Source organism: Natrinema amylolyticum (assembly GCF_020515625.1).
Lineage (GTDB): Archaea > Halobacteriota > Halobacteria > Halobacteriales > Natrialbaceae > Natrinema > Natrinema amylolyticum.
Window position 1 is genome coordinate 235,596 of sequence record NZ_JAIWPJ010000001.1, and the last position, 26,216, is coordinate 261,811.

21 protein-coding genes are annotated in these 26,216 nt (G+C 65.8%); 10 read left to right on the plus strand and 11 right to left on the minus strand.

Translation table 11 applies throughout. The features are described 5' to 3' along the window. Positions 1–145 precede the first annotated feature (145 nt). A complete protein-coding gene (locus tag LDH66_RS01265; protein WP_226479272.1) occupies positions 146–763 on the minus strand; it encodes a hypothetical protein in 618 nt (205 codons plus the stop codon). A gap of 194 nt (positions 764–957) precedes the next feature. On the opposite strand from LDH66_RS01265, the gene LDH66_RS01270 reads away from it, so the two are divergent. Beyond that, positions 958–2,025 (plus strand): mRNA surveillance protein pelota, encoded by a 1,068-nt coding sequence (locus tag LDH66_RS01270; protein WP_226479273.1) that lies wholly within the window; start codon positions 958–960, stop codon positions 2,023–2,025. Positions 2,026–2,055: 30 nt separating this feature from the next. Here LDH66_RS01270 and LDH66_RS01275 read toward each other — a convergent pair whose 3' ends face one another. The 3 genes from LDH66_RS01275 to LDH66_RS01285 all read right to left on the minus strand — a co-directional run bounded on the left by LDH66_RS01275 (position 2,056) and on the right by LDH66_RS01285 (position 6,756). Continuing rightward, positions 2,056–2,811 (minus strand): TrmB family transcriptional regulator, encoded by a 756-nt coding sequence (locus LDH66_RS01275; RefSeq protein WP_226479274.1) that lies wholly within the window; start codon positions 2,809–2,811, stop codon positions 2,056–2,058. Continuing rightward, positions 2,808–5,801, minus strand: a complete 2,994-nt coding sequence (locus LDH66_RS01280; RefSeq protein WP_226479275.1) for an efflux RND transporter permease subunit — start codon at positions 5,799–5,801, stop codon at positions 2,808–2,810. Before LDH66_RS01280 ends, LDH66_RS01275 begins: the two co-directional genes overlap by 4 nt. Positions 5,802–6,021: 220 nt before the next feature. Then, a complete protein-coding gene (locus LDH66_RS01285) occupies positions 6,022–6,756 on the minus strand; it encodes an MBL fold metallo-hydrolase (RefSeq protein ID WP_226479276.1) in 735 nt (244 codons plus the stop codon). 167 nt (positions 6,757–6,923) lie between these two features. Between LDH66_RS01285 and LDH66_RS01290 the strand changes: the two genes are divergently transcribed. The 3 genes from LDH66_RS01290 (at position 6,924) to LDH66_RS01300 (ending at position 10,807) form a co-directional block, all read left to right on the plus strand. Beyond that, positions 6,924–8,675 (plus strand): adenine deaminase C-terminal domain-containing protein, encoded by a 1,752-nt coding sequence (locus tag LDH66_RS01290; RefSeq protein ID WP_226479277.1) that lies wholly within the window; start codon positions 6,924–6,926, stop codon positions 8,673–8,675. Between the two features lie 87 nt (positions 8,676–8,762). Then, positions 8,763–9,824, plus strand: coding sequence for a zinc-dependent alcohol dehydrogenase family protein (locus LDH66_RS01295; protein WP_226479278.1), 1,062 nt, complete (start codon positions 8,763–8,765; stop codon positions 9,822–9,824). Positions 9,825–9,997: 173 nt separating this feature from the next. Continuing rightward, positions 9,998–10,807 (plus strand): Nmad3 family putative nucleotide modification protein, encoded by an 810-nt coding sequence (locus tag LDH66_RS01300; protein WP_226479279.1) that lies wholly within the window; start codon positions 9,998–10,000, stop codon positions 10,805–10,807. A gap of 12 nt (positions 10,808–10,819) precedes the next feature. Here LDH66_RS01300 and LDH66_RS01305 read toward each other — a convergent pair whose 3' ends face one another. Continuing rightward, complete coding sequence (locus LDH66_RS01305) at positions 10,820–11,164, minus strand: DUF7344 domain-containing protein (RefSeq protein WP_226479280.1); 345 nt, start codon at positions 11,162–11,164, stop codon at positions 10,820–10,822. A 196-nt stretch (positions 11,165–11,360) separates the two neighbouring features. Here LDH66_RS01305 and LDH66_RS23060 point away from each other — a divergent pair, with 196 nt between their 5' ends. From LDH66_RS23060 to LDH66_RS01320, 3 genes are all read left to right on the plus strand, one after another. After that, positions 11,361–12,257, plus strand: coding sequence for a sensor histidine kinase (locus LDH66_RS23060; RefSeq protein ID WP_226479281.1), 897 nt, complete (start codon positions 11,361–11,363; stop codon positions 12,255–12,257). A 96-nt stretch (positions 12,258–12,353) separates the two neighbouring features. Next, positions 12,354–12,899, plus strand: a complete 546-nt coding sequence (locus LDH66_RS23065; protein WP_226479282.1) for an acyltransferase — start codon at positions 12,354–12,356, stop codon at positions 12,897–12,899. Positions 12,900–13,040: 141 nt separating this feature from the next. Next, positions 13,041–14,114, plus strand: coding sequence for a DUF4013 domain-containing protein (locus LDH66_RS01320; protein ID WP_226479283.1), 1,074 nt, complete (start codon positions 13,041–13,043; stop codon positions 14,112–14,114). Between the two features lie 142 nt (positions 14,115–14,256). Here the strand turns inward: LDH66_RS01320 and LDH66_RS01325 are convergent, their stop codons facing one another. Together LDH66_RS01325 and rocF are read right to left on the minus strand one after the other, a co-directional pair. Then, the gene (locus tag LDH66_RS01325) at positions 14,257–15,426 is read right to left on the minus strand and encodes an NAD(P)/FAD-dependent oxidoreductase (protein ID WP_226479284.1); all 1,170 of its coding nucleotides are present in this window, start codon (positions 15,424–15,426) and stop codon (positions 14,257–14,259) included. Positions 15,427–15,540: 114 nt separating this feature from the next. Further along, a complete protein-coding gene (gene rocF / locus LDH66_RS01330; protein ID WP_226479285.1) occupies positions 15,541–16,461 on the minus strand; it encodes an arginase in 921 nt (306 codons plus the stop codon). A 97-nt stretch (positions 16,462–16,558) separates the two neighbouring features. Between rocF and LDH66_RS01335 the strand changes: the two genes are divergently transcribed. Both LDH66_RS01335 and LDH66_RS01340 read left to right on the plus strand, forming a co-directional pair. Then, complete coding sequence (locus LDH66_RS01335) at positions 16,559–17,239, plus strand: metal-dependent transcriptional regulator (RefSeq protein WP_226479286.1); 681 nt, start codon at positions 16,559–16,561, stop codon at positions 17,237–17,239. Positions 17,240–17,458: 219 nt separating this feature from the next. After that, positions 17,459–17,992, plus strand: a complete 534-nt coding sequence (locus LDH66_RS01340; RefSeq protein ID WP_226479287.1) for an Rrf2 family transcriptional regulator — start codon at positions 17,459–17,461, stop codon at positions 17,990–17,992. 102 nt (positions 17,993–18,094) lie between these two features. Here the strand turns inward: LDH66_RS01340 and gyrA are convergent, their stop codons facing one another. From gyrA to psmA, 4 genes are all read right to left on the minus strand, one after another. Then, entirely contained in the window at positions 18,095–20,593 is a 2,499-nt protein-coding gene (gyrA, locus tag LDH66_RS01345) for a DNA gyrase subunit A (RefSeq protein ID WP_226479288.1), read from the minus strand. Positions 20,594–20,611: 18 nt separating this feature from the next. After that, the gene (gyrB, locus tag LDH66_RS01350) at positions 20,612–22,543 is read right to left on the minus strand and encodes a DNA topoisomerase (ATP-hydrolyzing) subunit B (protein ID WP_226479289.1); all 1,932 of its coding nucleotides are present in this window, start codon (positions 22,541–22,543) and stop codon (positions 20,612–20,614) included. A gap of 99 nt (positions 22,544–22,642) precedes the next feature. Beyond that, positions 22,643–23,359 carry an archaeal proteasome endopeptidase complex subunit beta gene (psmB, locus tag LDH66_RS01355; protein WP_226479290.1) on the minus strand — a complete coding sequence of 239 codons (717 nt, stop codon included), beginning with the start codon at positions 23,357–23,359 and terminating at the stop codon, positions 22,643–22,645. Further along, positions 23,352–24,095: an archaeal proteasome endopeptidase complex subunit alpha gene (gene psmA / locus LDH66_RS01360; RefSeq protein WP_226479291.1), complete on the minus strand. Its 744-nt coding sequence runs from the start codon at positions 24,093–24,095 to the stop codon at positions 23,352–23,354. Before psmA ends, psmB begins: the two co-directional genes overlap by 8 nt. A gap of 759 nt (positions 24,096–24,854) precedes the next feature. Here psmA and LDH66_RS01365 point away from each other — a divergent pair. Next, positions 24,855–26,111 carry a divalent metal cation transporter gene (locus LDH66_RS01365; RefSeq protein WP_226479292.1) on the plus strand — a complete coding sequence of 419 codons (1,257 nt, stop codon included), beginning with the start codon at positions 24,855–24,857 and terminating at the stop codon, positions 26,109–26,111. The last annotated feature ends 105 nt before the right edge of the window (positions 26,112–26,216 follow it).

Consider the following 26,216-nt stretch of genomic DNA (forward strand, 5'->3'; position numbering starts at 1 on the left):
AGCGCCCTGACGGCGGACTGACCGTGGCCGGCGTCGGAGCGCGGTCTTCGTTTCCGACGAACCGATGGCTCGCTATGCTCGCCGTCTCCGGGAGACTGGGTATCGTCGTCGAAGCGTCCGTGAGAATCGAGTCCGCCGCGCGATGTCACCGCCGTTTCGCGGCCGAGTCGTCCATGTGCATCTCGTGAATCGAGATCCGGCTGTCGGCGGCGTCGTCGAACTCGGTCGTCGGGGTGGTCGGCCGTTCCGACTCGAGACGCTCACCGTCGCGGTCGGCGTCGCGGGTCGCTTGGCGCTCGGCCGCGTCGTAGGACGACCCCATCGCGATCAGGAACCCGACCATCGCGGTGACGAGCGCGACGACGCCGATCGCGACGGCACCGATCGACGCTACCACGCCCGAGAGGACCTGTCCGGAGACCAGCAGCGAGGCCGCCGTCACGGCCGCGATCAACGTGAGTAGTCGCGCGAGCCGACCGGTATCCAGCCCGCGGTAGCTCTTCTCACCGGTCGTATCGAACAAGACCCCCAAGATCCCCTCGTAGGAATCGTCGGTCCGGGCGTTGCCGAGGGAGTGGGTCGACTGTGCGACCCACACGCCGGCGGTGAAGTTGAGGAACGCGACGAACGAGACGAGACCGATCTGTCCGTCGACGAACAGTCCCGTCGCGATCGCACCCGCAAACGTCACCGCCATGATGGCGTGGGTGACGAGCGATCGGGTACCGAAGTCTTCGAGCCGGGAGAGATATCCGAGGTTCATACCTGATAGCGGAGCGCACCGGGGATAGCCTCGGTCCCTAACTATGTTTATTGTGGACAAGTAACACGAATTTTACCTTTCGCCGACGTGTTTCGTCCGTCTCCTCGTCGCGCGTCACCAGAGCAGTCATCGCGTCGCTGAACGGGCGCGCACCGATCGCAGTCCACTTACCGCCACCCCGCGAACGAACGCGCATGCAGATCAAAGACCGGGAGCAGGTCGAGGGCGGCCGCGAGCGGGTCACGGTCGTCCCCGAGAGCGTCGACGACCTCTGGCACCTGCAGTACGTCCTCGAGCCCGGCGACCGCGTCGCGGGCGATACGACTCGGCGAATCCAGCGCAACGACGACCAGATGCGGGACACGGGCGGCGAACGCGAGCACATGTGGGTCGCCATCGCCGTCGACGATGTCGAGTTCCACAAGTTCGCCAACCGGCTGCGGGTCGGCGGCGAGATCGTCGCCTCGTCCCGCGAGGACCAGTTGAACTTCCACCACACGCTCAACGTCGAGCCGCGCGACGAGATTTCGATCGAGAAGCGGTTCAAGCCCGATCAGGAGGCCCGCCTCGAGGAGGCCGAGGAGGCCACCGAGAACCCGGACGTCGCGATCGCGACCGTCGAGGAGGGACAGGCCCACGTCCACACGGTCGCCCAGTACGGCACCGAGGAGCGGGCGACGATCACTGGCACGACCGGCAAGGGCGAGTACGCCCGCGGCCGCTCGGAGCTGTTCGAAGAGCTCGCGACGGTCCTCAAACGCCTCGAGGTCGACGCGATCATCCTCGCCGGCCCGGGCTTTACGAAGCAAGACGCGTACAAGCACTTAGAGGAGAACGAGCCCGAGGTCGCCGAGTTGATCACGATGGTCGACACGGCGGCCGTCGGCGACCGCGGCGTCCACGAGGTGCTCAAGCGGGGCGCGGTCGCGGACGTCCAGGAGGAGACCCGCATCGAGAGCGAGGCCGAGTACATCGACGAGCTCACGCGGCGTATCGCCGACGGTGCCAAGGCGGCGTACGGCCCCGAACAGGTGAAAAAGGCAGCCGAGTTCGGCGCGATCGAACGCCTGCTCGTGCTCGACGATCGACTACAGAAGGAGCGCGGTCCCGACGGCGAGTGGGCGATCAGCGTCGACGAGATCGTCCGCACGACCGAGCAGAAAGGCGGCGACGTGACTGTTTTCTCGAGCGAGTTCCCGCCAGGTCAGCAGCTCTCGAACCTCGGCGGCATCGCGGCGCTGTTGCGATATCGCCTCGAGTGAGCGCGACGCGCTGCCGGTGGCCAGCGGCGCTCACTCGACGCGCATCTCGTCGCTGGCCTCGATCAGTTGGATGAGCACGGAGGCGAACAGCGAGCCCGAACTCCAGATCGCCGTCTCGCCGTCCTCGCCGCCGAGGACGCTCAACAGGATGCTATCGTCGTCGGCGATGACGATCCGCCCGGACCGCTCGTCGTCCGTCCGGTGGGCCGGCGGGCGCTCGACGGTGACGCCCTCGACGTCGGCGAACCGTTCCTGGACGGCCTCGGTTCGACTGACGACGACGACCGTGACGCCGGCCGCGACGCGCTCCGCGAGCGTCCGTTCGATCGGCGTCGTGACGAGTTCCGGAAGGCGGGTCCCGAAGACGATCCGGTCCTCGGCCTGCGAGAGAATATCGACCGTCCGATCGGCGACGCGGTCCCGGCCGCGAACCGTCCAGATGTCCTCTTGGGTTTCCTCGCCGTCCGGTTCCTTTCTGACGGTTTCGACGTACTCGAACGCCCGATCCTGCTCGCGCTCGAACTGTTCTCGGAGCGTCTCTCGAGCCTCCTCGACGCTGACCGGCCGGTACCGGATCGGGTTCGACTGCTGGACCTCGAGCAGGCCGCGGTCCTCCAAGCTTTCCGCGACGCTGTAGACCTGCGAGCGCGGCACGTCCGCGATGTCGGCGACGTCCCTGGCCGTGCCTGCGCTCAGCCGATGGAGCGCGATGAATACCTTGGCCTCGTAGCTGGTGAGGCCGAGCTGTTCGAAGGCGTCGACAGCCTCGGTTTCGTCGCCGCTCATTCGTCGTCACCCCGGTCGGGCTCGACCCCGCCGTCGCTGGCAGTGGGCGTCACCGTCCGCGCACCCGACGCGTCGAAGGAGACATCCGGTCCGAAGTACCGCGTCCAGAGGACCAGCAGCGTCGGGAGCACGACGACGCTGGCGAGGAACGCGTAGGTGATCGTCAGCCCGGTGATGATCCCGAACTGCCGCAGCGCGGGGAGGATCGCGAAGGCGAGCGTCCCGAAGCCGCCGACGGTCGTCGCGGCGCTGCCGAGCAGCGCCCCGCCGGTTCCGGTGACGGTCGTCCGCAGCGCCGACCAGACGTTGCCCTGGCGCTCGAGCTCGAGCGTGTAGCGGGCACTGACGTGGATGCTGTAGGCGACCCCGAGCCCGACGGTGAGGCTCGTGATCATCCCCGTCAGGACGTTGAAGGGCATGCCGATGAGGTACATCGTCCCCAGAATCCAGCTGACAGAGAACGCGACCGGCAGGAGGGTCACGGCACCCAGCGAGGCGCTGTTACCCGTCAGCCGGTAGGCGACGGTGAGGAACAGGAATACCGCCACGAGCGTGATAATCAGGCTCTCGAGGACGGTATCGAGCAGGTCCTGTTCGACGATGTAGCTGACGATGGGATCGCCGGTCGCGATGGCGCTCCAGCGGTCGTCGCTGCCGTCCTCGATCCCGCCGGCGACATCGCGCATTTCGCTGGTCGTCTCGGCGGACGTGGCGTCCCCTTGGACGGCGATGACCATCCGGGTCGACTGGTACTCACCGCTGTCAGTCCGGTGGACGACTTGACTCGCACTCTCCGCGTCGATCTCGAAGAGTTGGTCGTACAGTGCCGAGACGTTCTCGTCGGGAACGCCGTCGTCGTCGGTATCTGCAGCAGTGAACGACTCGTTGAAGGACTCGTTCTGTCCCGCGACCCGCTCCATCGTCGAGAGCGGGTCCTGTATGTCGGCCTCGCCGGTCGCGAGCGTGTACGCGACGCCGCTGTCGGCGGCGCTCTCCCGGGCGTCGTCGATTTCGTCGAGTACTGCGGGATCAGTGACGTTCCCCTCGACGAGTATCTGCGCCTGCCGGTCCTGGCGCTGGAAGTGCTCGTTGACGTACTCGAGGTCGTCTTTCGCGTGGTACTCGCCGGGAGCCATCCCGCCGGGAAGCTTCTGAGTCCACTCCGGGGGGCTGTCCGCGAGGAAGTCTTCCTCCTGGAAACTGGTGTCGACCTGCGTCGCGCCGTACGCGCCGCCGACGGTGAGCAGGGCGACGAGGAGGATGATGACCAGCGGAATCCGACGGGCGGCGGCCGAACCGACCGTCAGGATTTCGCTGAAGGGGCCACCCCCGGTTCCGAACGCGCGCTTTCGCCGATCGATCCCCCGAGCCTCGAGTAACTCGTCGATCTCGACCTTGGCGGCGGGGATCAGCGCGCCGAAGACGATCAGCGCGGCGACGATCCCGACGGAGCTGACGATGCCGAACTCCCGAATGGGGGCGATCGGGCTGACGAGGTTCGAGAGGAAGCCGATGACGGTCGTGGCCGTCACCCAGACGAGGGCGGCTCCGACGCCGGCCAGTGCGGTCGTCATCGAGCCGCGGACGGTTCCGCTGGTACCGTCGGTCTCGCGCTGTTCGCGATGTCGCATGAAGACGTGAATCGCGTAGTCGATCGAGAGCCCGATCAGGAGGACCGGTACCGCGACGAACATCTGGTTGAACGCGATGCCCGCCCAGCCCATGAAGCCGAACGTCCAGACGAGGACGGCGACGATGCCGACGACTCCGAGGACGATGTCAAGCGGGTCGCGGTACGCGACCAACAGTGCGGCGACGACGAACAGCAGGGCCAGCGGGCCGACGATGGCGAGGCTGTCGCCCATCGAGCGGTCGATCTCGTCGGTAATCAGCCCGCCGCCGAAGACGAGGTAGTCCTGCGTCTGCGTCTCCGCCAACTCGCGGATGTCGAGCTGGCTGTCGATGATCCGCTCGCTGACTGCGCCACCGCCCATCCCCTCGGCACTATCGCCGTCGGTCGCCTGAGTCACCGAGGTCATCCGGGCTTCGGCCGTGGTACTGCCCGGATCGTACGACGTCGGCATCAACGCGATCGCGAAGTTATCGTCGGAGTCGTTCGACGAAAGCGTCTCCTCGAGGGTTCGCTCGTACTCCTCGTCGCTCAGATCCTCGAGGGCCGCGATCTGCTCGTCGAGGGGCGGCTGCTCCTCGCTCTGCAACGCCGCGTACTCCGCTTCGAGGACGCCGGCCGTTCCGTTCCGATAGACGCCCTCGAGTCGCTCGGTGAGTCGCTGGTACTCGGGATCCTCGGTCGGATTCTCGGTCGCCGAGCGGATCTCGAAGCGCTGCGATTCGATTTCTCGAGCCTGCCGGACGGCCGACTCGTACTGGGCCGTCTGATTCGCGGTGAGTCCGTCGGTCGCGTTCTCGACGACGGCATCGAACTGCGCCTCGAGCTCGGCCGACCGAGCCCGATACTCGGACTGATTGATCGACCCGTTCTCGGACGACGCGTTCAACTGTTCGTACTGGCGCTGGAGCCCGACCGTCTCGTTGAGACCCGACTCGAGTCGCGCGCTCGTCTCGTTCAGTTCGGCCGCCTCCTCGCTTCTGATCGCGGAGATCGCGACGAGGTTCTCGACGCCGGTGATCGACTGATTCTCGGCGAGCGTCGAATTGACCGACTCGTTCGCCCGCAGTTCCTGCTGGAACTCGAGCGACGAGAGCAACGACTCTCTCGTGAGCACGTTATCGCCGCGTGCGATCACCTGGACGCGGGTCGTGTTTTCCTCCTGCTCGCTCGTGAAGTTCTCGTCGATGCGCTCGAGGGCTTTCGCCTCCTCGGATTCGCCCTCGAACTGGGAGAGCGAGGAGTCGTCGTCGACCATCGGCATTCCGGCTCCGACGAGTGCCGTCGAGAGCACGAGAACGACGAGTACGATACGTGTATGCGACGTGATGGCGTCCGCGAGCCGGTCGGGAACGCTCATTCGGTCACCTCGTCGGTCGTCCGCCACGAATCAGAGGGACACATTCTGTTGTTATGATCCTACAAACGCGATCGCATATACCTGTTTGGAACGCCTCTCAGTGAGGCATAAAATCCAATGAGAGTGCGTCACGAAGCCAATATAGCCACCGCTGTGGTTGATCGATATCGGTCGGACGGCGACGACTCGAGCGCGGATTCCACCGCCACTCGTCGCGGTACTATTCGATGGAGACCGTCTTGAGGTCCTCGGCGAACCGAACGTCGCCGTCGTAGTGAGCGCCGATCGACTCGAGCATCTCGTCGTGGCGGCCCTCGGTGTGGGGGTAGAGGTGAGTCAGGTAGACGCGTCCGATTTCGCGACCGGCGAGCGCCCGGCCGAGCGTGTCCGGCGTCGGATGATTCGAGACGTCGACGTCGTCGGGGAACGAGCAGTCGTGGGCCAGAATCGCCGAGCCCTCCGCGAAGTTCGCCAGTCCGGAAAACGCCTCGCTGTCACCGCTGAAGGTGAAGAGATCGCCGAATCGGTAGGCCAGACAGGGGAGCGAGTGACGCGTCTCGTAGGCCGAGACGTCGAAGCCGGCGACGGAGAACTCGCCGGCGACCACCTCCCTGACCTGTAACTCGATCTTGTCCTGCATGTACTCGTGGACCGAGAGCAGGTCGTCGATCAGCGCCTTCGTCCCCTGCGGGCCGACGATCTCGAGGTGGTCCTCGCCGGCGAGCCAGCGGGCTTTCATCAGCGGCAGCAGGTCGGCGACGTGATCGAGGTGGTGGTGGGTCAGGAGGACGGTCGAGACGTTCTCGTAGCCGACGCCGGACTGCTGGAGCCGCTGGAGCGCGCCGGCACCGCAGTCCAGCAGCAGCGTCCGGCCGTCGTCCTGCACGAGGATCCCCGCCTGAAAGCGTTCGCCGGTGGGCATCGCGCTGCCCGTGCCGAGAAAGGTAACGCGCATACGCGGCTTTGGAACGGCCGTCCCGATAACAGTTGTTATGGATCCGATCCGTCTGTCAGCAGTGCGCTCCGGTCGCTTCCCGTGCGATCGCCCTCGTAACTTTATATGGCTGGTTTCCCAAGTCGGAGCATGCGATTTTCTCACACACTACTGTCGGGTGAGCCCACGTGACAGGGTCGACCGACGACCTGCAATCCGTCTCGCTCGGAACCACAGGAGCCGATCTCGTCGTCGCGAACGGACGCGTACTGTTACCCGAACCCGGCGACCTGTACGACCGCGATGTCGTGGTCGCGGACGGCCGGATCGCAGCCGTCACCACCGACGCGAGCGACGTTACAGGGCCGGATACCGCGGTCGTCGACGCCGAGGGAAAGGTCGTCACACCCGGTTTCGTCAACGCACACGTCCACGTCGACTCGTTTCAGCCCTTCGAGCGGGCGTACCACCGGGTGCTCGCGACCGGAACCACGGCCGTCGTCACCGAGACCTGCGAGTTCGGGAGCTGTTTCGGCGCGGCCGGCGTCCGACAGCTCCTCGAGGCGACGAGCGAGCTGCCGATTCGGGTCTTCGGTACCGTGCCGCCACAGGCGTTCTTTGACGCGTTCTCCGTCGGCTACGACGGGTTCGACGACGCCGATCGCGAGGAACTGGCCGACCTGCTGGCGGACGACCATATCGTCGGCGTCGGCGAGATCCCCTGGGTACAGGTCGTCGGGCGGTCCTCCCCGGTCGAGTCGCTCGCGACGCGGGCTCGAGAACGCGGCGCGACGGTGAGCGGCCACGGGGCGGGCTGTTCCGGCCGCCGACTGGCCGCCTTCGCCGCGACGATCACCGACGACCACGAGATGGTCTCGAGCGATGAGGTCGCCGACCGCCTCGAGAACGGGATCCACGCGATCGGCCGCTACGGCACGTTCCGCGACGATATCGACGCGCTCGCCGACGCGTACGACCGGTTCGGAGCGGCCGAACTCTCCCTGTCGACGGACTGGATCTGGCCGACGGACATCGTCGACGAGGGGTACATGGACGCCGTCGTCCGGCGAGCGATCGAGGCGGGCATCGAGCCGGTCGACGCCGTCCGAATGGCCACGCTCAACCCGGCCCGTCACTTCGATCTGCCCGGCGTGGGGTCGCTGTCGCCCGGATCGCGCGCCGATATCGTCGTTCTCGACGACCTCGAGACCGTCGACGTCGAGACGGTGATCAGCGGCGGTGACGTCGTCGTCGACGGCGGGACACCGGTCGTCGAGCCCCGATCACGCGCGTATCCCGACTGGTTCCGCGACTCCCTGTCGCTGACGGTGGACGAGGCGGCGCTCCGAACGCCGACGACCGAGGGCGCTGACGGGACCGTGCGGGCGATCCACTGTGAGGGCGGGACGGTGACCAGCGAGACGACCGTCGACCCGGCGACCGCGGACGGTCAGTTCGTCGCGACGCCGGACCGCGACGCGCTCAAGGTCGCGCTCTTCGATCGCTCACCGGGCGATACCGGCGACGGGTTCACCGGATTTCTCTCGGGGTTCGGACTCGAGACGGGCGCGGTCGCCACGTCTCACACGTGGCAGACGCCCGGCGTGATCGCCGTCGGTGCCGACGAGGACGCGATGAGACGAGCGATCGACGACGTGGTCGACATGGGCGGCGGCTGGGTCGTCCGCGACGGGGAGACGACGCGGACCGCCTTCCCGACGCCGATCGGTGCCCGGTGTGCGGACGTCGATATCTCCGAGAGCGCCGAACGGCTGGCCGACGTGACCGCGACGCTCCGCGACCTGGGCTCGGATCTCGAGGAGCCGGCCCTCATCCTGCAGGCGCTGGCGTTCACGGGCGTTCCGTCGCTCAGACTGTCCTTTTCCGGATACGAGGACGTGTTCGCGCGGGAAACCGTCGGCCTCGATCCGACGGACTAGAGGAGGCGTTCGGCTCCCGCAGCACGCTCCCCGCGCCGGTCTGCCGCGGGGCGAATAGCTAACTCGCCGGCGGCCGACCCGGCCCGTATGCGCGCTGCAGTACTCGAGGCCTACGGCGAACCGCTCTCGATCGAGACGGTCGATCCGCCGCCGCTCGAGCCCCACGGCGTCGCGGTCGACGTCGAGGCCTGTGGCATCTGCCGGAGCGACTGGCACGCCTGGCAGGGCCACGGCGAGTGGGCGGACGATCGGGTGCCGCTCGGTCAGATCCTCGGCCACGAGCCGGCGGGCCGGATCGTCGAGGTCGGTGATCGCGTCGAGACGCTCGCGGTCGGTGATCGGGTCGTGATCCCGTTCAATCTCGGCGAGGGATCGTGCTACCAGTGCCGGAACGGGCACGGGAACGTGTGCGAGGACGGCTACGCGCTGGGGTTCGAACCGACCGTGCCCGGCGCGTTCGCCGAACGGGTCCACGTGCCTCACGCCGAGTTCAACGTCACGGCGCTCCCCGAGGGCGTCTCGGCGACCGAGGCAGCCGCGCTCGGCTGCCGATACGTCACCGCCTACCACGCGCTTGCCCACCGGGCCGACGTCGGGGGCGGTGACTGGGTCGCCGTCCACGGCTGCGGCGGACTCGGGTTGGCGGCCGTCCAGCTCGCGATCGCGCTCGGGGCCAGGGTGGTCGCGGTCGACGTCCGCGAGGAGCCGCTCTCGATGGCGACCGATCTCGGGGCCGACGCGACGATCGACGCGTCCGATACGGCGTCCGTTCCCGACGAAATCGAGGCCGTTACCGACAGAGGCGCACACGTCTCCGTCGACGCGCTCGGCCGCGCGGAGACCTGCCGGAACAGCCTCGACTGTCTCCGCGTCCGAGGCACCCACGTCCAGATCGGGCTGACGACCGACGCCGAGCGCGGCGAGGTGGCGCTCCCGATCGACGAGCTCACCCGATGGGACGTGACCGTCGTCGGCTCGCGCGGGATGCCGCCCTCGCGGTACGACGAACTCCTGCGGCTGCTCGAGGCCGGCCGCCTCGAGCCCGAGCGCCTGGTGACGCGTCGGGTGGCCCTCGACGACGTCTCGGATCGACTCGCCGCGATGACCGAGTACGGGACGAGCGGCATCGAGGTCGTGACCGAGTTCTGAGCGCCGAACGCCCGTAGGAGGCCCGTATCCGCCTCGGTTCAGCGATGGGGAGCGACGCAGCGTGGAGCGCCTACCGGGGCAGCGATCGCGCCGAACTCGCCCCGTGGGAGCCCGGCGACCGATCGGCGGATTTATCGCCGTCTCGCGCCGAGCGACGGATACGAATCGCATCCATGACTGTCGTTCTCGCCGGCGTCGGCGCTGACAGCACGAACGTCGGCGCGCTGGCACCCCTCTACGACGACGGCCGCTTCGAGTACGTGCCGATCCCGGAGAAAACGCGGGAGACGGCCGAGTCCGAAACGCTCGGTTCGTGGGAGCTGCGCGCTGGCGACGGCACTGCGGCTGACCTGACCACTCGTCTCACACCCCAACCGGTCCACGACGGGACCGAGACCGTCACCGGCGAGGCGCTCGAGTCCTGGCCCCTCCACCGCGATCCGAACTTCGAGGCGCTGACGTACGGCGAACACCGGACCAGCGGCTACGTCTCGCGGTTGCGCGCGCTCGAGCCGGGCGACGTCGTCGGGTTCTACGCGGGCCTGCGACGGCCCGACGGGGACCGCGCGCACCGCTACCTGATCGGGTACTTCACCGTCGACGAGGTGGCCGTCGTCGGCCCCGAGACGCCGCCGGCCGAGCGCGAGGCGATACTCGAGGCCCACTCGGCGAACGCCCACGCGAAACGCGCCCGGGACGGCGAGCTCTATCTCGAGAAGCCGGTCGTCATCGTCGACGGCCGTGAGCCCGGCGGTCTCTTCGAGCGCGATCCGATCCGGCTCAGCGACTACTACGTCAAGGAGGGGAACGAACGGGCGCAGTACTACCTTCGCGAGGAAATCGCGTCCGAGTGGGACGTTCGGGCCGGCGGCGCGAACATGATGTACAAGCCGGCCTACCGGTGTGGACTCTCGGGCGCTGCGTTCCGGGATCTGGTCGGTCTCCCCGGCGATCGCCCGGCCCCGCGGGACGGTCGCGTCTGAAGACTCGAGCCGTTATTCGACCGGATCGATATCGGCGTCTTCGAGCCGTGAGACGAACGGTTCGACCTCGTCGAAATTCGGTCCGATCGTCACGTCGTTCGCCGACCGATCGTAGTCGACGACGCCGTCCGCCGCCAGCCGCGGGAGGTGGTCGTGCACGAGTGTGACGTGGGCCTGTCGACGGGACTCGTGATGGCGGTCGCCGCCGTCGTTCGACGATGCGAGGTGAGCAGTCAGTTCCCGAACGGTCGCCTGCTCGACGTCAGAGAGGTACCACAGGAGAGACCGCTGCGTCGTATCCGAGAGGATGGTGAAGACGGTATCCATCTCGAGGATTCCGGACTGGGATTGTGCCATACGCGACGCTCGCTCCCGACCGGAACAGCAGTTCTCCCTCCATACGTAGGCCTTCGCTGTAGCCGCGGTTTCGACGGTCGACCCGTGATACGGTCCGGACTCAGCCCTGCGAAGCGAATTACCGCCGGCTATCGTGTGGATACACGGCCCGAAGCTTGAAACGTTCCGGATTCGACCCTCAGACCGGTGACCGAACGTGCTTGACAGATCGGTGATCGCTCGATCACCGGCTGCCATCGCCGCGAGCTATGCAGCGATCGGTACGCTCTGGATTCTCGGTTCCGACGCTCTCGTCTATCTCGTCGTCCGACGCCTGGGTGTCGCGATCTCGGTCCAGATGGTCAAGGGCTGGGTGTTCGTCGTCGGTTCGTCGATCGTCCTCTACGGTCTGGTGTCGTACGGCCAGCGCGACCTCGAGCGGACCAACGAGCAACTCGATCGCGCGCTCCAGCAGACGAGCATCCTCCAGCGGATCATCCGGCACAATCTCCGCAACACCTGCAACATCATCCGCGGCAACGCGGAACTGCTCGCCGCCGATCTCGCCGTCGACAGCGAGGGAGCAGACCGAGTCGAGACCATTACGACTCAGACGGATCGGCTCATCGAACTGAGCGAGAAGACTCACCTCCTCCGGGACGCACTCGTCGCCGATTCGACGACGATGAAGCAGGTCACCCTCTCGAAACTCCTCGAGTTACGGGTCGAGAAGGCTCGAATCCGGTATCCCGACGCGGCGATTCGAACCGAGATTCCGGCCGAGATCTGCCGCGAGACCGATCCGCGACTCGAGACGGCGATCGACGAACTCCTCGAGAACGCGGTCGAGCACAACGACGCGGCCGAGCCGGCCGTGGAGGTAGCCATGCGATCGGGCGACGACGGGCGCGTGATAATCGGCATTAGCGATACGGGTCCCGGGATGCCGGACATCGAGCGAACCGTCTTCGAGGAGGGGGTCGAGACGCCGCTGGCGCACTCGGAGGGCGTCGGCCTCTGGGTCACGCAGATGATTCTGACGCAACTCGGCGGGACGCTCGCGATCGGGGACAACGTGCCCCAAGGAACGACGGTCGAGTTGGTAATTCCATAGTCGGTCAGGAGGGCGACCGGGGAGCGCTCGTCGCGAAGCGGGACCCAGTTCCGCATCGATCGGTTTGATGTACCAACACGTCAAACGGGACAGCCAGTGAGGGCTTCCGACGAACCGACGCCGCGACACGACCACGTCGAGCGTCACGCGACGCCCGGGCCGCGAAACTCGCTGGCCCACTGGACCGCCGCTCGCAACCCGCTTCGGGTCGCGATCAACTACGTCGTCGTCTGGCTCGTCCGGATCTCGCCCAGCCTCAGACTCAAGCGCTGGCTCCTCCGCCGGATCGGCGTCACGGTCGGCGAGGGCGTTTCCTGGGGGCTCGAGGCCACGCCGGACGTCTTCTGGCCGGATCTGATCACCGTCGAGGCGGACGCAATCGTCGGCTACGACGCGACGCTTCTCTGTCACGAGTTCTTACAGGACGAGTACCGGACGGGCGAGGTCGTCGTCGGCGAGCAGGCGATGATCGGGGCCGGTGCGATTGTCCTCCCGGGCGTCGAGATCGGCGAGGGGGCCAGCGTCGCGGCGAACTCCCTCGTGACGCGCGATGTCCCGCCCGGAACGACGGTCGCGGGCGTCCCGGCCCGGCGGATGAGCGAGGAGAGCGACGACGAGGAGGGAATCTCGCCGGCGACGTAACGGATTCCCGTCGGTGACGTGACGGACTCCGTCTCGGTCGACTGGCCGCGGTCTCCTCAGTACACCTCCCGTCCACCTTCGTTCAACCGATGTAATTATAGAAAGCAGAATTATTATATCACCGTGAACGAATCCCCGTCCATGTCGTACTGTCACGACTGTGACGAGGAATTCGAACCGGGGACGATCCTCTGTCCGGAGTGCGGATCGAAACTGGCTGGGGGAAGCGACGGCACGGAATCGTCGTCCGGGTGGTCGAGCGACGGTTCTGCGGCTGACGACGCCGAGTGGTCGAGTGACGATTCCACGGCTGACGATACCGGGTGGTCGAACGACGGATCCGCGAGTACCGACGCGGCGTCCGGCTGGTCGAGCGACGACTCGAGCGGGGGAGAAGCCGGCTGGTCGAGCGGCGACTCCGCGGGGAGCAGCGGGGCAACGACAATTCAGCAGAATCCGATTCCAACGGCGTCGGAATCGGGGAGCAGCGACCCGTCGGAGCCGCGATACCACGATACGGATATCTTCGAGTTCTCGTTTGCGTTCCCGCTCGGGAAGGGCGGCAAGCCGTTACTGATCGACTCCGCCCTCGTCCTCTTCTCGTTTCTCCTCGTGACGCTGCCCTTCACCTACGGCTACTCCTACCGAGTCGGCCGCGCGGCGGCGCGGGGCGACGGCGAGGTCCCGTCGTTCGACGACTGGGGCGGGCTGGGAAGGGACGGACTGCTCCTCATCGGCGTCTACCTCGGCGTCGTGATCGGGCTCGGTGCGGTGACGGCCGCGTTCGTCGGCGCGATCGCTGCGGTCGGGGAGTCCTCGTCGCTCGTGTTGCCACTCATCGGAATCGCGACGCTGATCCTCTTGGCAGGCGTCTACGTCGCCGGCGCGATCGTCCCGGTACTGATCGGAACCGGTAGCGTCAGAGAAACGTTTTCGAACGGCCGCATCCTCGAGTTCGCGTTCTCGATCCACTATCTCAAGGGAGTGGTGCTCCTGTTGGTGTTCTCGACCGTGCTGTCGATCGCGGTCTGGATCGTCGCGGTGGTCCTCGTAATCACCGTCGTCGGTATCTTCCTGTTGATCCCGCTGTACTTCGTACTCTCGGCGTACATCGCGAACCTCACGTTCGCCATGTGGGGATATATCTACAACGACGCGGCGTCGGCCGGCGACGTCGAACCCGTTGAGCCCGACGCACCGCTGGGCCTGCAATAGCGGCCCGGCCCCGCCCTGCTCGAGTAGCGACGAACGCACGACCGGCCCATTTTAAGACGTGACCGACCGCGAGACAGCGGTTCCGATCGCACTGATCGGGACCACGATACGCTGACAAACGCGGTTCAGAAGAGAAAGAGACCTACAGCGACGACCAGGACTTCCGCGCTTCGTTCCAGGAAGTGATGTCGGCGATCCAGCGGGCGGCGATCATCTTCTTCAGGTTCTGTGCCGGGCGGCCGCCGAAGGTATCGACGGGCAGGGAAATCCCGAAGGCCGGCTTGACGTCGTGGGCGACCGCCTTTTCGCCGACGGAGATGACGGTCCCCTTGTCCTCGTGTTCCCAGGTCCGGAGCGGCCGGTTCTCGATCGCACGCGCGATGTTCTCGCCGGCGACGTCCGCGGCCTGCCAGGCGGCCTGTGCCGTCGGCGGTGCGGGCCGGTCGCCCTGGTCGATGATCGCCGAGTCACCGATCGCGAACACGCGCTCGTCGGAGGTCTGGAAGTTCGCGCCGGTGTTGACGCGGTTGTGTTCCTTCTCGAGGTCGGCATCGTCCATCGCGTCCCGGCCGGTGATGCCGCCGGTCCAGACGAGGACGTCGTAGTCGAGGGGTTCGCCCTCGTCGAACTCGATGTGGTCCGCGGTGGCCTCGGTGATCGGGTCGTCCGTGTGAATCTGGACGCCGGCTTCCTCGAGCAGGTCGCGCAGGGCCTGCTGGATCTCCGGATCGTTTCCGGGGAAGATCTCCTCGAGCGCCTCGACCAGGTGGATCTCGATGGGTGCGCGGTGTTCGTCGCGGAACTCGGCGATCTCGCCGGCGGTCTGGATACCGGAGAGGCCGGCACCGCCGATAACGACCTGTGCGGGCTCGCCGCGAGTCGCGTCCCGGCTGGCCTCGCTCACGGCCTCGTGAATCTCGAGAGCGTCGTCCAGGCTCTTCAGAGTCAGGGAGTGGTCCTCGAGACCGGGGATACCGTAGTAGGCGGTCTGGCTGCCGAGGCCGACGAGGACGTAATCGTATTCGACATCCTCGCCGTCCGCGAGTTCGACGAGCTGCTCGTCGACATCGAGACCGGTGACCTCGTCCTGAATGAAGCGGGTCGACGGGTCGGCGATCTGATTGACCGGGAACGTGATATCGGACCGAACGTCCGGATCCCGAATGACGCGGTGTGATTCGTGAAGTACGAGGTGATAGTCGACGTCTGCGATCCAGGTTATCCGCGCGTTGCCCCCGAGCTCCGACTGGAGCTTGTTGATTGCACCGGTACCGGCGTATCCAGCACCAAGCACGACGACGTTCTCAGTCATATCCCACACTGGGAAACACTATGATACAAAGCTGTTGAAACAGGAACCAGTGTGTTCACGGTTCTCATTCCGCCGGTCGGTCGCGAACTCGCGGTGAACTCGTCGTCGCACCGCTCAGAGGATCCGCTCGCCGAACGCGCTCGCCGTCAGTTCCGCCGCCAGCGTCGCCGTTTCGTTCGCTTCGTCCAAGATCGGATTCACCTCGACGACGTCCATCGATCGGAGAAGTCCCTCGGCCTCGTCGCGTCGGGAGAGCGCCTCGAGCGCGGCGTGGGCTTCCCGGTAGGTGACGCCACCGCGAACGGGGGTACCGACCCCCGGTGCCGTCTTCGGGTCGAGCCAGTCGAGGTCGAGGCTGACGTGGACGCCGTCGGTGCCGTCGGTCGCGACCGCGAGGGCGTCGTCGACGACCGCGGAAACCCCCTGCTGGTCGATATCGGACATGGTAAAGGCGGTCATGTCGCTCTCTCTGATCAGTTCGCGCTCGCGGTCGTCGATGCTCCGGAGGCCGACGTACGCGATCGACGACTCCCGGAGTCCGGGCGCAGGTGCCCATTCCGTCTCGCCGAACGCGCCGCGGCCGAGGGCCGCGGCCAGTGGCATTCCGTGGACGTTTCCGCTGGGAGACGTCTCGGGCGTATTGAGGTCGGCGTGAGCGTCGAACCAGATCGTACCGAGCTCGGCGTCGCGCGCCGAACCGCCGAGCGAGCCGATCGCGACCGAGTGGTCCCCGCCCAGAACGAGTGGGAACTCCCCGTCCGCGAGCGTCGCGGCGACCTGATCGCTCACCCGTTGACAGACGTCCTCGACCTCTCGGAGGAACTTCGCGTTCCCCCGGCTGGGCTGGTCGGCATCGGGATCTCGCTCTTCCGCTCGCGGCATCGTCAGGTCGCCGTCGTCGACCGGTTCGACACCCGCCCGCTCGAGGCCTTCGGCCAGATCGGCGTACCGAATCGCGGACGGCCCCATGTCGACGCCGCGGCGGTTCGCCCCGTAGTCCATCGGCGCACCGATGATTCTGACGGTCCGTTCCATACGTTCGATACGCGGTCGCTCCGTTTGGTCGTGGCGGTCGCAGCGCGGTCTCCCCGGCGACAGGTTTAGGGTTAGACCCGTCTAAATTCGGCACAGCATGATGCTGAGCGACGTGATGGAAGACTACCTCAAAGCGATCTACCAGCTCCAGCGCGAGACCGACGATCGGATCAAGACCTCCGAGATCGCTGACGAGCTGGACGTCACGTCGCCGACGGTCACCAGCATGCTCGACAAACTCGAGGAACGGGAACTGGTCGACCGCGAGAAGTATCGCGGCGTGACCCTGACCGACGAGGGTGAGACCGTCGCCCTCGAGATCGTCCGCCACCACCGACTGCTCGAGGCCTACCTCACCGAGCACCTCGATTACGACTGGTCGGAGGTCCACGCGGAGGCCGACCGACTCGAACACCACATCAGCGAGGACTTCGAGGCGCGCGTCGCCGACGCCCTCGGCGAACCGGACGTCGACCCGCACGGGTCGCCGATTCCGAGCGCCGATCTCGAGCCCCCCACGCGGCCCGACGGGAACTCGATCGCCGCGTTCGAAGCGGGCACCGTCGTGACCGTCGCCGAGGTCGCCGACCGTGATCCGGACGTCCTCTCCTATCTCGCCGACCACGGCGTCGAACCCGGCGTCGAACTCGAAATCCTTGAGGTCGCGCCCTTCGGGATGGTGACCGCGCGCTCGAGCGAGGCCGACGAACCCGTCTCACTGCCGGAATCGGTCGCGAACCACGTCTGGGTCGCAGCGCCCGCGGAACCCGGGCCGTAGCCGGTGCCCGTCTGCACTTCCGGCAGGGCGGCATACGCCCGAACGAGTTCGGCCGCGGTCACTGAACCGGTAGAAGACGGGGGTGAATGCGAAAACGCGACGCGCTCCGCAGAAACCGAAGAGAAACACCTTCCCGTACCCGACGCAAACGTCGCAACACTGGCGAAACTATCCGGCAGACCCGCCGGGTTTAAGGAATCCAAATACGAATAAATACCTATGTCATCCATCGAACTCACACCGAGTCAGAAGAAAATCCTCCGCGCGCTCACGAACCTCCACAAGGAGACCGAAGATGCCATCAAAGGCGAGGACATCGCCGAACAGGTCGACCGCAATCCGGGGACGATCCGCAACCAGATGCAGAGTCTCAAAGCCCTCCAACTGGTCGAGGGCGTACCGGGGCCGAAAGGCGGCTACAAACCGACGGCCGCCGCCTACGAGGCGCTCGAGATCCAGCAGATGGACGAGCCCGCGGCGGTTCCGATGCAACACGAGGGCGAACCGATCGACGACACGATCATCGAGGAGATCGACCTCTCGAGCGTCCACCATCCGGAACTCTGCCGCGCGGAGATCCACATTCAGGGCACGCTCAGCAACATTCACGAGGACGACTCCGTCACCGTCGGCCCGACGCCGCTCTCGAAACTCCTCATCGAAGGGACGGTCGACGGGAAAGACGACACGAACAACATCCTCATCCTGCGCATCGACGACATGATCGCGCCCGCCGAAGAACCGGCCCACTGATCGGACGATCGGCCGGGTTCTCTCCATCTTCTAGTCTTCGCTCTCACGGTCGTCGAACGAGTCGACCGCCGGCCTCGAGTGGTGGCGTCCGAACGGAACGCGTTACTCGGCTCCGGTTTCGGCTGCCTCGGGGGCCTCGTCGTCGGTCGTCGCCGACGCCGGAATGTCGTCGACCGCAGCGACCGCGTCGCCGTCTTCGACCTCCATGACGATCACGCCCATCGTGTTCCGGCCGACGGTCGAAATCTCGTCGACGCGGGTCCGGACGATCTGGCCCCGCTCGCTCATCATCACGAGCTGATCGTCGTCGGAGACCGCCTTGACGGCCGTCACGGGACCGTTTCGCTCGCCGGTCTTGATGTCGATCAGTCCCTTCCCGTACCGGGACTGCGTGCGATACTCGGAGAGCAGCGTCCGCTTGCCGTAGCCGTTCTCCGTGACCGTCAACAGCGCCTGTTCGTCGCCCTCGTCGGTCGCGACCAGCCCTGCTACAGCGTCGTCTTCTTGCAGTTTAATGCCGTTAACGCCGCGGGCGTTCCGCCCCATCGAACGGACTTCGTCCTCGTCGAAGCGGATGGTCATCCCGCCCTCGGTCGCGATGACGAGGTCCTGCGAGCCGTCGGTGACCTCGACGTCGACGAGCTCGTCACCCTCCTCGAGATCGGCGGCGATGATCCCCGTCGAGAGGATGTTGTCGAACTCCTCGCCGGCGGTGCGCTTGACGTAGCCGTTCCGGGTGGCCATCGTCACGAACTCGTCGTCGCCGAAGGCGTCGGTGTCGACGATGGCCGTGATGTCCTCGCCGGGGTCGAGATCGAGGATGTTGACCGCGGACTTCCCGCGCGCGGTCCGGCCCATCTCCGGGATCTCGTAGGTCTTGAGCCGGTAGACCTCGCCCTGATTCGTAAAGCAGAGCAGGTAGTCGTGAGTATTAGCCCGGAAGACAGTCGAGACGCGGTCGTCTTCCTTGACGTCAGCGCCGATGATGCCCTTGCCGCCGCGACCCTGGGGATCGAAGTTCTCGATCGGCATCCGCTTGACGTAGTCGTCCTCCGTCATGACGACGAAGACCTCCTCTTCGGGGATGAGGTCCTCGTGCGTGACCGTTCCCTGATCTTCGATGATCGAGGTCCGGCGGTCGTCGCCGTACTCGTCTTTGATCTCGCGGAGTTCGTCCTTGATCACCGAGAGGAGTTCCGACTCGCTCTCGAGGATCGCGGTCAGTCGCTCGATTTCGGCCTGGACGTCCTCGTACTCCTCGTTGATCTCGGCGGCTTCCATCGAGGTGAGGCTGCCGAGTTGCATTCGGACGATGTGGGTCGCCTGCTCTTCCGAGAACTCGTAGGCCTCCTGTAGCGCCGCTTTCGCGGCCGATCGGTCCTCGCTGTTGCGGATCAGTTCGACGACGTCCTCGGCGTTCTCGACGGCCGTCAGCCGGCCCTCGAGGATGTGGGCGCGGTCCTCGGCCTCCTCGAGATCGTACTCGCTGCGCCGACGGACGACCTCGCGGCGGTGGGAGATGTACTCCGCTAAGGTCTCCTTGAGCGAGAGCACTCGCGGTTGGCCGTCGACCAGCGCGAGGTTGATGACGCCGAACGTTCGCTCTAAGTGATTCTCGAGCAGTTTGTTTTTGACGACCTCGGCGTTCGCGCCGCGCTTGAGTTCGACGACGATGCGGACGCCGTTGCGGTCGGACTCGTCGCGTAGGTCGGAGATGCCCTCGATCTCGCCCTCGTTGACGTCCTCGGCGATCCGCTCGACGAGGCGGGCCTTGTTGGCCTGGAAGGGGAGTTCGGTGATGACGATCCGCTCGCGGTTCGATTTCCACTCCTCGACCTCGAACTCGGCGCGGACGCGGATGCGGCCGCGGCCGGTCTTGTATGCCGAGTAGATGGCGTCCCTGCCGACGATATTCGCACCGGTCGGGAAGTCCGGGCCCTTGACGTGTTCCATCAGGTCGTCGACGGTCGCGTCGGGAGTATCGATCAGCTCGATCGTCGCGTCGATGACCTCGCCCAAGTTATGCGGCGGGATGTTCGTCGACATCCCGACTGCGATCCCCGAGGAACCGTTCACGAGGAGGTTCGGGAACGCCGCCGGGAGCACGTCCGGCTCTCGCAGGCGGTCGTCGTAGTTCGCCGAGAAGTCGACCGTGTCCTTGTCGATGTCCTCGAGTAACTCCTCAGCGACGGGGGCCATCCGCGCCTCAGTGTATCGGGGCGCGGCGGCCGGATCGCCGTCCATCGAGCCGAAGTTTCCCTGACCGTCGACCAGCGGATACCGCATCGAGAAGTCCTGGGCCAGCCGGACCAGGGTGTCGTAGATCGCGCTGTCGCCGTGGGGGTGGTAGTCACCCATCGTCTCCCCGACGATCGAGGAGGACTTGCGGTGGCTCGAGCCGCTCGAGACGCCCATCTCGTGCATCGCGTACAAGATGCGCCGGTGGACGGGCTTGAGCCCGTCGCGGGCGTCCGGGAGGGCGCGACCCGCGATGACGCTCATCGCGTAGTCGATATAACTCTGCTCCATCTCGTCTTCGATACGGACGTTTTCGACTGACCGTGCCTCTACGTCCGTCGGTTCGGGTACGTCTGAACTCATGTAGCTATCTGTTCTATATTATATGTCGATCCACTCGGCTTCGGGCGCGTGGTCCTTGATGAACTGCTTGCGGGGTTCGACGGCGTCGCCCATCAGGACGGAGAACATCTTGTCCGCCGCGGCCGCATCCTCGATCGTGATCTGCTTGAGGATGCGGTTGTCGGGGTTCATCGTCGTCTCCCAGAGCTGTTCGGGGTTCATCTCGCCAAGTCCCTTGAACCGCTGGACCTGCGAGGGGTTGCCGTTGCACTTCTCCTCGACGATCCGATCGCGTTCGGCCTCCGTCATCGCGTCGTAGGTCTCACCGCGATATCGGATGCGGTACAGCGGCGGCTGGGTCGCATAGACGTAGCCGCCCTCGAGCAGTGGCCGCATGTGCCGGTAGAAGAACGTCAACAGGAGCGTCCGGATGTGGGCCCCGTCGACGTCGGCGTCGGTCGCCATGATGATCTTCTTGTAGCGGACGTCGTCGACGTCGAACTCGTCGCCGATCCCCGCACCGATCGCGGTGATCATGTTCCGGATCTCGTCGTTCTCGAGGATGCGATCCAAGCGATGTTTCTCGACGTTCAGAATCTTCCCCTTGATCGGCAGGATGGCCTGGAAGTCCGGATTTCGGGCCTGTTTCGCGCTGCCGCCCGCGGAGTCACCCTCCGCGATGAACAGTTCGGCCTCCTCGGGGTCTTTGGTCTGGCAGTCCGCCAGCTTCCCGGGGAGGGAAGTGGACTCGAGGGCGGACTTCCGTCGCGTCAGCTCCTCGGCCTTCTGGGCGGCCATCCGGGCCTTCGCGGCCTCGACGGCCTTGGCGACGATGGCCTCGGCGGTGTCGGGGTGTTCCTCGAAGTAGGTGCCGAGTCCCTCGTGCATCGCGCTCTCGACGATCCCGCGAACTTCCGAGTTGCCGAGTTTGGTCTTCGTCTGGCCCTCGAACTGGGGATCGGGGTGTTTGATCGAGATGACCGCGGTGAGCCCCTCGCGGATGTCCTCGCCCGAGAGGTTGTTGTCGAGGTCGGAGAGCAGGTCGTTTTCGTTCGCGTAATCGTTGACCGTTCGCGTCAACGCGGTCTTGAACCCGGTGAGGTGGGTGCCGCCCTCGCGGGTATTGATGTTGTTCGCGAAGGCGTGGATCGATCCCTGCAGTTCCTGGGTGGCCTGCATCGCGACCTCGATCTGGATGTTCTGTTCTTCGTCCTCGAAGTAGATGACGTCCTCGTGCATCGCCGAGCGCGTCTCGTTCAGATAGTTGACGAACTCGCGGATGCCGCCTTCGTACTCGTAGGTCTCGGCGACGGGCTCACCCTCGTCGTCGTTCTTGCGCTCGTCGCGGAGCGTAATGCGGACGCCGGAGTTGAGGAAGGCCAGTTCCCGAAGCCGGTTCGACAGCGTCGAGAACGAGACCTCGCCCGTCTCGAAGATGCCCGTATCGGGCCAGAAACGGACCTGCGTGCCGGTCTCCTCGTCCGGCTTCATGTCGCGGACGCGCTCCATGTCGCCGACGGGTTCGCCGCCCTCGAACGCGTGGCGGAAGACGCCGCCGTCGCGTTTGACCTCGGCCTCGAGGCGCTCGGAGAGGGCGTTGACGACGCTGACGCCGACGCCGTGGAGGCCGCCGGAGACCTGATAGGACTTGTTGTCGAACTTGCCGCCGGCGTGGAGGACGGTCAGAATGACCTCGAGTGCGGGGCGGTCGTACTCTTCGTGTGTGTCGACGGGGATACCGCGGCCGTCGTCCGCGACGCTCACCGAGCCGTCCTCGTGGATGGAGACGGTGATGTCGTCGCAGTGGCCGGCCAGCGCCTCGTCGATCGAGTTGTCCACCACTTCGTAGACCAGATGGTGGAGTCCTCGAGAATCGGTAGAGCCGATGTACATCGCCGGTCGCTTTCGCACAGCCTCCAGGCCCTCTAAGACCTGAATCTGTCCGGCTCCGTACTCGCTTTCCTGGGACATGTAAAACCTGCTTTCGCATAGCGGTCCGGCCCTAATAAAAGTCACGTGTACGCGCGCGAGCGCGAGCAGGTAGCCCCGAACGAACGGCCCGAGGTGAGCCTAGATGACCGCGTCGAAGTCGTCGTGACCCTGGATGTCGACGCCCTCGTCCGTGACCTCGGCGAGGAAGACGCCGTTCCCGGAGCCGGTGTCGCGCTCGACGGCGCTCTTGATCGCGCGAGCCGCGACCGACTGCGCCTCGTCCAGCGAGAGGTCGTCCTCGTACTCCTGCTCGAGGAGCCCGTAGGCGAGTTGCATCCCGCTGCCGGTGACGGTGTAGTCGTCGGCCATGACGCCGCCGGCGGGGTCGATGCTGTAGACGTGGCTGCCCTCGCTGTCGACGCCGCCGAGGATGGGGTTGATCGCTCGGAACGGGCCGCCGCGGGCGAAGTTACCCGCGAGCGTCGCCAGCGCCTCGATGGGCATCGGCTCGCCGCGGCGCGACTCGTAGAGGTTGACCTCGGAGCGCAGCGTTCGGATGAACGACTGCGCGCCGCCGACCGAGCCGACCAGCGTCAGCGCACCCGTGGGGTGGATCTGCTCGACCTTCTGGACGTCCTTGTTCGAGACGAACCGCCCGCCGAGGCTGGCGCGCATGTCCGTCGCGATGACGACGCCGTCGTCGGTCGTGATGCCGATGGTCGTCGTCCCGGTCTTGTTGACGGTATCGCCGTTATCGTCGCCCCGGCTGCCGTCGGGGAGCGAACCCAGTTCGGGTTCGTACGGCGACGGGTCGTCGTTCCCCTGCGGGGTCGCCCCCTGATTCCAGTTATTCATCGCTCTCCTCCGGCTGGTCGATCTCCGTGACGATCGACTCGAGGCGGTCGGTCTCGACCGATCGGAACGATTCGTCGTCGGTCGTGACCGTCGCGACGTCGACGTCCTCGGCGTCGACGACTTCTTCCTCGGCGGCGCTGAGTGCACTCAGCGCGACTTCGATGCCGCCGTCGACGTCGAGATCCTCGCGGTAGTGCTCCTCGAGGTAGCCCTGGATGGTGTCGCGGTCGCCGCCGATGGCGGCCGCCTTCCACTCGTAGTCCGTCCCGGAGGGGTCGGTCTCGAACAGTTTCGGCTCGCCGTCGTCGATGCCGCCGACGAGGAGGGCGACGCCGAACGGGCGGGCACCGCCGGTCTGGGTGTACTCTTGGATGTGGTCAGTGACCGCTCGCGTCAGCGTCTCGACGCCGATCTGCTGGCCGTAGCGGAGCTGTTCGCCCTGTGCGCGGCGACGGGCGAGGTCGACGAGCTGGCGTGCGTCGGCGACGTGGCCGGCGCTCGCGACGCCGACGTGGTCGTCGGCCTTGTGGATCTTTTCGACGCTCTCGCGCTCCATGAGCGGTGAGTTGACCTGCCGGTTGGCGGCGAGGACGACGCCGTCGGGCGTGCGGAGACCGACGCTCGCGGTTCCGCGCTTGACGGCCTCGCGGGCGTACTCGACCTGGTAGAGGCGTCCGTCCGGGGAGAAAATGGTGATCCCCCGATCGTACGCCTGCTGATTGGATTGTCCTTGCATAGATTTCGGTCTTCACCTCTGGTAAGGGATAGAAATATATAGGCCTTCTTCTGAAGGCAACTTCGTCTGTGTGCGATCGTTCGCTCCTGACGCACATGAATCTAGTGCCAGCATGCACCGAGAACGTGGATTCGCGCGGAACGGTCACTCGAGGTCGACAGTGATTCCCGTTCGGGTGAGCGGGTCGCTCGAACGGTTGTCGACGGTCCGCCTCGGTGTAGGCTCTCGTTGTTCGCCCGCACAGATCCCAGAAACGGGACTCTCGCCCGTATTTCACGTATCGCGGCCCGGTAAATACGATATTACTCGACTCGCCATCTGAAGGGGTGTCTGCTATCTCAAGCTTTCCGCTCAACCGAATCCCAGTCCTTGCTTCTGGTACAGAATTCCGTACAAGAGTACACAGGTGACAGCGGATCGGCCGAGCTGCCTCGGGATCCACGGCCGTCCGTGGCTCGAGGGGCCGAGACACCTGCCGCTTTTCGGGAAACTACCACACATGGAAGAACACTGTACCGCGGTCGATGTCCCTGTCGAAACGGCGAACGAAACCCTTCTCCAACGCGGGCTCGGGCTCCACTTCACGGCGACGTTCGGGGCCGGGTCCGCTTCCGCGCTGAGAGAACCCGATGGGGGGTCCGGATTCGGCCCGTCGACGTCCCTCCCGCCGTCGGTCAGCGGTCAGCTGGCGGTGCACGAGCCGTCCGCTCGAGGCGCAGCGACCCTCGAATCCGCGCTCGAGTGTCGGGGTGATCGCGCATGAGCGGTGAGTCGGCCTCGGCGTCGGCGTTCGTCAAGGCCATTCCCGGCGGTGAAACGATACACGGTGCGCTCTACAGATACGGCCTGGGAATCATGTTCGCTGCGAACGTGTTCGGTGCGGGGTCGGTGTACATCCTCGCCGACACGGGCGCGAACTTCGCGTACTCCCTGTTGTGGGTGCTCCCGCTCGCGTTCCTCATCGATATCGCACTGCACGACATGAGTGCCCGCCTCGCCGTCGCCGACGAACCGCTCGCCGATTACATCGTCGACGCCGTTCCGATCGGGGGTCAACCGCTCCTCATCGGGGTTTCACTGATGTCCGCTCTGTGGGCCGTGTCGAACTACGCCGTCGCCGGAGCGGCGCTCGCCTGGCTCGTTCCGTTCTTCGACAACGTGATCGTCGGCATCGTGCTCGCAGCCGGGTTCGGCATCGCCATCGTGCAGATGAAGGTCTACGATCGGATCGAAGCAGTGATCGCCGTGATGGTGTTCGCCGTCTTCGGTTCGTACGGCCTGCTCCTCGCGGGGCTCGACGTTCCGTGGCAATCCGTAGCAGCGGGACTTCAGCCGGCGCTCGCGACCGATATCGGCTACCTCACTGCAGTCATCGCCCTGCTGGGGACGACGGTCTACTGGCCGAACTTCTTCATCCAGTCGAGCATCCAGCCGACGAAGGAGTGGTCGGACATCTGGGATTACCGCCGGGACAACGCCGCCGGGATCGCGACGACGCTCACCATCGGCAGCTTCGTGATGATCGTCTCGGCAGTCACCCTCTCCGAGGGGAACATGACGCTGACGGGCCCCGGTGTCCCGCTCGCGGAGATCATCGGTCACGGAGCGCTCGTCGTGTTCATGATCGCGGTGCTCTGTGCGACCATCACGTCGGCGACCGGGACGCTGTTCGGTGCCGGGTTCATCATTCCGCAGTCGCTCGGGCGACACACGGTCTTCGGTGATACCGCGTTCCGACGAACGGTCATCGCACTGGTCGTCCTCTCGGCCGCGACCGCCCTGCCGATGCTGCTCTACACGGGATTCGGTCCCGTCGAGATGGCGATCATCATGCCGGCCGTCAACGGCGCGATCGGGCTTCCCCTGACCGTCTTCGCGCTCATCGGAGCCGTGAACAAGTACTACGACATCGATTGGTACGAGAACCTCGGCTTCCTGGCCGCGGGGATCGTCCTGCTGATCGGGAGCCTGATGACGGTCCAGTCGCTCTACGAGACGATCATGGGCATCCTCTAATCCCGGATCCGCTCTCCGTGTCCCCGCTGTGTCGACTCCGATCGAGAGCGTCCCACTGCGGCCCGTTCGTTCGCTTTCGCGAGAGTGTATTCGACTATTTGATCG